The sequence below is a fragment of the Psychrobacter sp. FME13 genome (assembly GCF_014861395.1).
Classification (GTDB): Bacteria; Pseudomonadota; Gammaproteobacteria; order Pseudomonadales; family Moraxellaceae; genus Psychrobacter.
On the sequence record NZ_RRYV01000123.1, the window covers coordinates 1 to 9319 of the forward strand.

7 protein-coding genes are annotated in these 9319 nt (G+C 42.7%); 2 read left to right on the plus strand and 5 right to left on the minus strand.

The features are described 5' to 3' along the window. Positions 1-536 precede the first annotated feature (536 nt). Positions 537-1772: a beta-ketoacyl-ACP synthase II gene (locus EI164_RS12240; RefSeq protein ID WP_192520238.1), complete on the plus strand. Its 1236-nt coding sequence runs from the start codon at positions 537-539 to the stop codon at positions 1770-1772. A 3-nt stretch (positions 1773-1775) separates the two neighbouring features. Then, entirely contained in the window at positions 1776-3494 is a 1719-nt protein-coding gene (locus EI164_RS12245; protein ID WP_192520239.1) for an anthranilate synthase component I family protein, read from the plus strand. 260 nt (positions 3495-3754) lie between these two features. Here EI164_RS12245 and EI164_RS12250 read toward each other — a convergent pair whose 3' ends face one another. The 5 genes from EI164_RS12250 to murA form a co-directional block, all read right to left on the minus strand. Next, positions 3755-4360 carry a 2OG-Fe(II) oxygenase gene (locus EI164_RS12250; RefSeq protein WP_318779549.1) on the minus strand — a complete coding sequence of 202 codons (606 nt, stop codon included), beginning with the start codon at positions 4358-4360 and terminating at the stop codon, positions 3755-3757. Next, the gene (gene hisC, locus EI164_RS12255) at positions 4361-5470 is read right to left on the minus strand and encodes a histidinol-phosphate transaminase (protein ID WP_192520240.1); all 1110 of its coding nucleotides are present in this window, start codon (positions 5468-5470) and stop codon (positions 4361-4363) included. A 96-nt stretch (positions 5471-5566) separates the two neighbouring features. After that, positions 5567-6862 carry a histidinol dehydrogenase gene (gene hisD, locus EI164_RS12260; protein WP_192520241.1) on the minus strand — a complete coding sequence of 432 codons (1296 nt, stop codon included), beginning with the start codon at positions 6860-6862 and terminating at the stop codon, positions 5567-5569. Positions 6863-7099: 237 nt separating this feature from the next. Next, positions 7100-7795, minus strand: a complete 696-nt coding sequence (gene hisG / locus EI164_RS12265; protein WP_192520242.1) for an ATP phosphoribosyltransferase — start codon at positions 7793-7795, stop codon at positions 7100-7102. Between the two features lie 129 nt (positions 7796-7924). Then, positions 7925-9193, minus strand: coding sequence for a UDP-N-acetylglucosamine 1-carboxyvinyltransferase (gene murA, locus EI164_RS12270; protein ID WP_192520243.1), 1269 nt, complete (start codon positions 9191-9193; stop codon positions 7925-7927). Positions 9194-9319: the final 126 nt, after the last annotated feature.

Here is a 9319-nt window from a genome sequence, read left to right on the forward strand (position 1 = left end):
ATAACAATTGAATTTGTTAATTATTTTATAACATTTTTAAGTAGGATTGACTATATATCTTTGATAAATACGTCGATGACTGCCCTCTTCATATTACCTTTTATGGGTTTAAGTTATAGATAGCCTTTAATATTCAACAACGCTATTTTGTGGTTATTTTGCACTTGCACAAAGATTTTGGGCGCTTGATACGTTATGATATGCCATAATTCACAGTACAGTTGTACTCGGATTTATAAAATCCCTTTTAAACAGTACATCTAGACAATACCTATAGGCAACATCTATAGACAATGTATCGTTTAGTTGTGACAGCTATTATAGCTGCAACAAAAGCATTTGATATTCAAAAATATATTTTCTCTAACACACTGTTTTGACACATTGTGGTTATGAGGGAGTGGTACGCTTGAAATCAAATAATAGAAGTAAACATTTAAAAACGATTATTAGCAGTACTTTAATTATTGGTACTTCATTAAAAATAACTTATTAAAAGTAATCATCAAAAAATCGTTACTTATAAGGAATAGAATATGCGCCGCGTTGTTATCACTGGAGCAGGGATTGTCTCTTGTATCGGACATGATTTAGCCACAGTTACTGACTCTTTGAAGCAAGGACAGTCTGGCATTACGCTTAATGACTCTTATGCTGAGCATGAGTTCAAGTCACAGGTCAGTGGTAGTATTGATAAATCAATACTAGATACCTCTGCTATCGACCGCAAGCTCAAAAGGTTTTTTAGTGATGCCAGTCTCTATGCTTATGTTAGTGCGTTAGATGCTATCAAACAATCTGGATTGACGCTTGATGTCATTGGCCAAAACCCACGTGTCGGAGTGGTAGCAAGCTCTGGTGGCGCTTCAACAGAAAATATTGTCAATGCGGTAGATGCCATGCGCGAAAAAGGCTTACGCGGTGTTGGTGCCATGGCAGTGCCTAAAACCATGGGCAGTTCAGTGTCGGCAGCCCTAGCAACAGGACTTAAAATACATGGGGTTTCTTACTCTTTGTCCTCTGCTTGTGCGACTTCAACGCACTGTATCGGTCATGCTGCTGAGCTGATTCAGCTAGGCAAAGCAGATGTCGTTTTAGCAGGTGGTAGTGAAGCTGAGCATTGGACCCAGTCATGCATGTTTGATGCAATGGGCGCGATGAGTACACAATATAATGATACGCCTAAACAGTCTTCACGCGCATATGACAAAGACCGTGATGGTTTTGTGATTGCAGCTGGTGGCGCAATGGTGGTGGTCGAGAGCTTGGAGCATGCGCAAGCACGCGGTGCCAATATCCTCGCGGAAATCGTTGGTTATGGTGCTAGCTCTGATGGTGCTGAGATGGTTGCGCCAAGCGGTGAAGGCGCGGTACGCTGTATGCAGCAGGCCTTGGCCGAAGCTGGATTAGACAGCGTGGACTATATTAATACTCACGGTACCAGCACGCCACTAGGTGACATCACTGAGCTTAAAGCGATTGCGAAAGCATTTGGTGATGATGTCAGTAAAATCCCTGCTATCAGCTCAACCAAATCTATGACTGGTCACAGCTTAGGTGCAGTTGGCGCACAAGAATTAATCTATTGCTTATTGATGCTACAAGAAGGCTTTATCGCACCAAGTATCAATATTGAAGAGCTAGACCCTGCCGCTGAAGGCTTTGATATCGTCAATCAAATGCGTGAAACGAAGCTTGAGACACTGATGAGCAACAGCTTTGGTTTTGGTGGCACCAACGCCACACTAATCATCAAAAAGTTCGACGCGTAACCGATGCACGTAGAAAACCACAAGACTACTAAGCAGACCGATTCTGCCCTATCGCCAGCTACTAACCCTAGCTGGCGTTTTGGTGATCTGCCTGCTGCAGAATTAATGCCGCATTTACAGCGCTATCTAATAGCACAAGAGTCTAGAGCAAACTGGCAGTTGGTTTGGCTAAACAACGATGGACGGCCTGTCATTGGCCTACTCCCCAAAGTAAGCTGGTCTATTTATTTTAATACTGCTGATAACCAGTCACCTGATACACAATTGGCTACTTATAAAGTGATTCGGCATTGCCGTGATGCAGGTACGAATGAAGCTCAATCTATAACAGCGAAAGCTATAAGCTACGCTGATTGGCAAGATGAGTTGATACAGTATAGTGAGGCTTATGCACCTGAGCTTAGCAATACCATTCATGATGAAAAGCCCTCAACTATAGCCAATATCACTCCATACTATCATCATGGCCTAATAGGGTTTATCGGCTATGATATGTCGGCTTTTGAGCTCAGTCCAGCTGCCAACATTGAACTCGCAGCACAGCCTTGTGCAGTATTGGGTCATTACGATATTTATCTATCACCTAAAAAAAACAGCAAAACCGGTTGGCAGTTAACCGTCAATACCATTACTAATCACTCAGATAAAACCATTAACGATGAGTTGAGTAATAAAGCTGTTATAGCGCTTATCTCATATTTAGACGGACTAGATAAAAAACTGTCTGATAAATCTATCGATAACGATGGCTCTGAGTCATCAGAACCTACTCCTTTAATATTACAAGCACGCTGGAGCAAGTCTGATTATCAACAAGCATTTGACCGCACTCAAGACTACCTAAAGCAAGGCGACTGCTATCAAATCAATCTAACGCAAGAATGGCGTGGTCAGCTCTCTCATAAAACAAGTAATATCCAATCAACATCAAATCTGATTGATTATTTGCCCATGCTATATCGTAATACGCAGGCGCCCTTTGCAGGGTATCTATCGATTAATGGAACAGATGATAGTCTAAACGCTTCTAATATATCTACAAATTCGTTTGAACTGTTGAGCTGCTCACCTGAGCTGTTTTTTACCTTCAAAAAAGATGCTAGCACTGGCAAACATCACATCATCACTAAACCTATCAAAGGGACGCTACCTCGAGGAGTAAGCGCTAAACAAGACTCAGCATTAAAACAACAGCTAACCAATAGTGAAAAAGATCGTGCTGAAAACGTGATGATTGTTGATTTATTACGTAATGATTTGGGTAAATATGCCAGAACTGGTAGCGTAAAAGTACCACAGCTATTTACTATTGAAAGCTTTAGCAATGTACATCACATGGTTAGCACCATCACCGCAGAGCTCAAAGAAAACACTCATCCGTTGGCAGTGTTATTCGGTAGTTTGCCTGCTGGTTCTATCACTGGCACACCCAAAAAGCGCGCTGTCGAGATTATATCCGAACTAGAGACCACACCACGTGGCGCTTACTGTGGCACTCTAGGTTATATGAATTTTGATGGTAGTGGCCAATGGAATGTACTGATTCGTACGTTGCAAGCCAACGCTTTATCACATAGTGATTTGGAGAAAGAAAAACAAGTCAGCTTGTGGGCTGGTGGTGGTATCACTATCGCCTCTAACTGCGATGCCGAATACCAAGAATGTTTAGATAAAGTGGGCAATTTACTATCAGTGCTTGCCCAAGAAAGTCTGAGCAAATAGAACTATAGTCAAAGAACTACTAAATGGCTACAGCGTTACCCTCCCTAAATGTACTACTTGTACAATCTTCGGCCGGCTGCCTTGTATCCACTTTAGACTTCTTTGACTATAGGTATAATTTTAAGAAGTAAATAAAAATAAAGCCTGCTCAACACAATGTTGGCAGGCTTTATTTTTACTAATCAGTATCAATATAGCAAGGACGATTCGTCAATCAGCAGTAACATCCGTATCCGCATGTAATGCTTTTAAGGCATCTATTAAAGACATATTGCTCGATACATGACATCTGTTCGTAATACATATTTAACACCCGATATCACTGGTGCACCTTCATGGAACTGTTGATGTGCAAACAGTAATGCTTGGCCTTTTTTCGGTGTAACAACATAGTTAGGTGTATCGTTATTATACCAACCACCTTGCCATTGATAAAATTTTGTCTCACCACCTTCGAAGTCGTCATTCAAATAAAATAATAGCGTTAAGAAGCTTTTATGAAACTTATCTTGCTCATAAGCACCATCAAAGTGTGGTCTGAACGTTTGGCCTTCGCCATAACGATAGTAACGAAAACGCTCATTCAGCCCAGACAACTCCCATAAACCCTCATCCCACGTTTTTGGTAAATAACACGCCACTTGGTCAAAGAGATTTTTTGCTAAGTCAGCATCATCAAATATGATACGGTCATTATTTCGGACGCTCGTATCTGTTCGAAACTGGTCATTGCCGACCGTAATTTGTGCTTGCTCATACTGCTGCATTTCACTTTTTTCGATGAGTTGCTCGCAGTAAAGATCATTAAAAATATGATCAATAGTACAAATCAATGGTCGATTACGAATTATATTCAAATTTTTCACTTAAGTACTCATAGCTCGCAGCGCAGTCAGTGCACTGATTAAACGCTCATGCTGCTCTGCTGTACCAACGGTAATACGCAAGTACTCATTGATTCGCGGCTTATCAAAATGACGGACGATGATTCCTTGCTCACGTAACGCACTGGCCACAGCACTGGCATCACCATCATTTGGACGGGCAAATACAAAGTTGGCATGTGACGGTAGCACTTGATAATCCAAGGCTGTTAGCTCCGCTGTTAGTGACTCACGCAGATCAATAACTTGCTGACGCGTTTGCTCAAAATATTCAACATCCAAGACACTCGCCGTCGCACCAGCTTGTGCTAACTTATCTAGTGGATAGCTATTAAAGCTGTTTTTCATACGTGTCAACGCTTCAATCAATGACGCATTAGCAAAGGCCATACCCACACGCAACCCTGCAAGCGAGCGTGACTTAGAAAAAGTCTGGGTGACCAATAGATTGTCAAACTCATTGATAAGGCTAATGGCAGATACTGAACCTTCTTCAGTCTGAGCAAAATCAATGTAGGCCTCATCAATAACGATGACGGCATTGGAGTGCTCGTTAGCCAATTTTCTGATATCAGCAAGCGACATTAACAATCCTGTAGGTGCGTTCGGATTGGCGATGATAATACCACTACAAGGCTGACGGTACGCGTCTGGACTAATGCTAAAATCAGCTTCTAGCGCGATTTGCACCAGCTCAATACCAAAGGTATGCGCATACACAGGATAAAAGCTATAACTAATGTCAGGTGCTAAAACAGGGCGCTCTTTTAGGAAAAAGCTTGCAAATACAAGAGCCAACACTTCGTCTGAACCGTTACCTACAAACACTTGATTAAGATCAAGGTCATAAAAATCAGCCAAAGCCTTTCGCAAATCCTCAGATTCAGGCGCTGGATACAAACGCAAGTCATCCGCCTGCTTTGTCAATACTTTAGCGATCGCCTGTCCTACTTTTGGAGAAGGTGGAAACGGATTTTCATTAGTATTCAGTTTGCATAAGTTGTCATGTTGCGGCTGTTCGCCTGGTGTATAAGGCGACAAATTACGTGCTTTAGATGACCACAGTCTGGTGTCTATCTTTAGTTCACTCATAAGTTATCCTATTATTATCCATTTTAATAACTTTAAAACCTCTAAAAATAATAATGCACTATCAATTTATCACATTAGTATCTTCAGTACAGACAGCTACTGATAACGATAGCGTGCTGAACGAGCATGGGCGTCCAAATCTTCACGTTGTGCTAAGATATCTGCTGTTTTGGCCAGTGGCTTACTACCACTTTCACTACAATAAATGATGGATGACTTTTTCTGAAAGTCATACACACCAAGTGGCGAAGAGAATCTTGCTGTACCCGAGGTTGGCAATACATGGTTCGGTCCTGCACAATAATCACCAATGGCTTCTGGTGTATGGCGGCCCATAAAAATAGCGCCCGCATGACGTATATTACCCAATAAAACATCTGGCTCATCAACAGACAGCTCTAAATGCTCAGGTGCAACTCGATTAATTACTGCAGCACCTTCGGCACGGTCTTTAACTAGAATAAGTGCGCCACGATTTTGTAGCGAATCACGAGCGATATCAGCCTTTGGCAACTCTGCCAATGCTTTGTCGATTTCAGCGGCAACTTCAGCTAATTGCTGTTCACTGGTCGTCACAAAAATGGCTTGGGCAATACTGTCATGCTCTGCTTGTGATAACAGATCCATAGCCAGCCAATCAGCGCGATCTTGCGCCTCGCCTTCTGCATAGACCAATACTTCAGATGGGCCTGCGATCATGTCGATACCCACTTGCCCAAACACTGCTCGTTTGGCGGCAGCCACATATTTGTTACCAGGCCCTGTTACTTTATCAACAGCAGGAATCGTTTCTGTACCGTAAGCCAAAGCTGCTACTGCTTGCGCGCCACCAATGGTAAAGACGCGATCTACTTTTGCTAAATGAGCTGCAGCCAATACCAGTGGATTTAGTATGCCTTTCGGTGCTGGTACTACCATGATGACTTCGGCAACGCCAGCTACTTTAGCAGGGATAGCATTCATCAATACCGATGACGGATACGATGCTAGGCCGCCTGGTACATAAATACCCACACGATCAAGTGGTGTGACTTTTTGACCAAGACGATTGCCTAGCTCATCTTCATACTGCCATGTTTCTTGCACTTGACGTTCATGAAATGTCTGTACCCGTGTGGCCGCAGTGGTGAGAGCCTCACGTACATCATCATCCAAGTTTTCAAATGCTTCAGCCAACACTTCTTTAGACAACTCTAACGACTCCATCGTGGTCGCTGGATGCTGATCAAACTGCTGAGTCAAAGCCAATACCACACTGTCGCCATCCGCGCGTACCTGCGCGATAATATCATCGACAGTCTTCAACAAATCGGCATCATTGACAGTTTCAAATGCAAGTAACTCTGTCAATTGACTATCAAAATCGGCATCTTGGGTACTTAATTGGCGCATAACTTAATCCTATATCTGAGCATAAAATGCGGCTAAAAATTAACGATGCAAAAATAAAGCATATTCAACATTTATCATCACTTTAATGACTAACGTAATCACGAGTATACTGAATTTTTATATGCTAACAAGCAAACACAACAAAACCAGTTTAGCATGCTATGTCTACCATAGAGCGCTAAACTGGTTTAAAAATTTGTATAACAATGCTTAATATTACCAATGAATACCACTGGCTTATGAAGCACTAGCAATACTACTTTTAAAGCTGTCTAAAATCGGTTCAAGTAGCGCAAACTTACGTTTATAGCTGACTTGATTGACGATAAGGCGAGATGAGACATAACAAATGTGATCACGCGCCTCTAGCCCATTGGCGCGTAAAGTATTACCAGTATCGACAACATCGACAATCAAGTCACCCAAACCGACTAACGGAGCAAGCTCCATCGATCCATATAGTTTAATCACATCCACTTGCTGACCTTGACTGGCAAAATAAGCACGTGCCACATTGACATATTTGGTCGCAATACGTAGGCGACGATTCGGTAATACGACATCTTTGACACCAGCTGTCATCAGCTTACACTGAGCAATCTGCAAATCTAGCAGCTCGTACACATGATTGGCACCATGCTCAAGCAATACATCTTTACCCGCCACACCAAAGTCTGCCGCACCGTGCTCTACATAGGTCGGCACATCGCTAGCACGTAAAATCAATACGCGGACATTTGGGTTCGATGTTGGAAAAATAAGTTTGCGCGAAGCTTCAGGGTCTTCTAGCAGCTCCACACCAGCTGCACGTAGCAACGGCATGGTTTCTTCTAAAATACGACCTTTTGATAAGGCCAGTGTTAACCCCGAAAACTCATCATTTACTTCATTTAATATACCGCTAGATGGTAATGCTTTGGTAGCTTCAGTCATAATGACATCGTGTCCATGTACAGTTGGCATCCTCATTAAGAGGATTTTTAAATTTTATAACGCTAAACGTTTTGTTTTATGATATCACTAATAAAAACAACTCACACCATGGGAATGAATCAGTCAATATTAATCATTAGTATTGATACGTTCAATATTCACACCAAGCGCACGCAGTTTGTTTTCTACGTCTTCGTAGCCACGGTCGATATGATAAATACGGTCAATTAAACTCTCGCCTTCAGCAGTGGCTGCTGCCATAACCAATGACATAGAAGCACGTAAATCCGTTGCCATGACTGGCGCAGCAGTAAAGTTTTCGATACCTTTTACCACAGCGGTATGACCATCTACTTGAATTGAAGCACCTAAACGATTGAGCTCTGGTACATGCATATAGCGATTTTCAAAGATGTTTTCGATAAACGTACTGGTACCATCGGCAAGACAACTAATCGCCATCAACTGTGCTTGCATATCGGTCGGAAAGCCTGGATGCGGTTGAGTACGAATATCCACCGCCTTGGGACGTCCGCTCATTTGCGCACGAATCCAGTCGTCACCAGTAGTAATCACAGCCCCCATATCTTCAAACTTTTCTAATACTGGGGTTAATAGTAACGCAGAGGTTTTTTTGGCCAACACATCACCGCGAGTCATTAACGCACCAGCAAGATAAGATCCTGTCTCGATACGATCGGGCACGACTGAATACTCACAGCCATGCAAGCGCTCAACCCCTTCAATGATCATGGTCGCTGTACCAATACCGCTAATTTTCGCGCCCATGGCGACCAGCATGTTGGCCAAATCGACCACTTCTGGCTCTAGTGCACAGTTACCCAAAACAGTGGTGCCTTTAGCAAGTGCTGCGGCCATGATGACGTTTTCGGTACCACCAACGGTCACCATATCAAACGAGAATTTACAGCCAATCAGCTTGCCACCTTTTGGCGCTTGCGCTTTTACGTAGCCGTTTTCTACACTAATTTCAGCACCCATCGCTTCAAATGCTTTTAGATGTTGATCAACAGGACGAGAGCCAATAGCACAACCACCAGGTAACGACACTTCTGCTTCACCAAAACGTGCCAGTAATGGGCCTAATACTAAAATAGAGGCACGCATGGTTTTGACCAAATCATACGGCGCATAAAAGTTATCGATGCTTTTGGTATCACAGGTGACAGTGTCGCCCTGTTTTTCGATATTGATGCCCATGCCAGCGATCAACTTAATCAACGTTCGTACATCTTGCAGGGACGGCACATTGTGCAGTGTCGTCGGGGTCTCTGCTAATATCATCGCGGCCAACAATGGCAAAGCGGCATTTTTGGCGCCAGAGATAGTAACTTCCCCTGCGATACGACTACTACCTGTGATTAAGAACTGATCCATAAAAGTGACAACCTAGCTGTGAGTGTGAAAAATATAAATAATTGAAAGTCATAATAAAAAAACTAAGACAATAGGGGCTGTATAGAATTGAGAAAACATTGAAAAAAATAAGCAACGCCTTACTCT

Coding starts and splice junctions, on each gene's coding strand:
- EI164_RS12240 (WP_192520238.1), top strand. CDS start 537: ATGCGCCGCGTTGTTATCACTGGAGCAGGGATTGTCTCTTGTATCGGA.
- EI164_RS12245 (WP_192520239.1), top strand. CDS start 1,776: ATGCACGTAGAAAACCACAAGACTACTAAGCAGACCGATTCTGCCCTA.
- hisC (WP_192520240.1), bottom strand. CDS start 5,470: ATGAGTGAACTAAAGATAGACACCAGACTGTGGTCATCTAAAGCACGT.
- hisD (WP_192520241.1), bottom strand. CDS start 6,862: ATGCGCCAATTAAGTACCCAAGATGCCGATTTTGATAGTCAATTGACA.
- hisG (WP_192520242.1), bottom strand. CDS start 7,795: ATGACTGAAGCTACCAAAGCATTACCATCTAGCGGTATATTAAATGAA.
- murA (WP_192520243.1), bottom strand. CDS start 9,193: ATGGATCAGTTCTTAATCACAGGTAGTAGTCGTATCGCAGGGGAAGTT.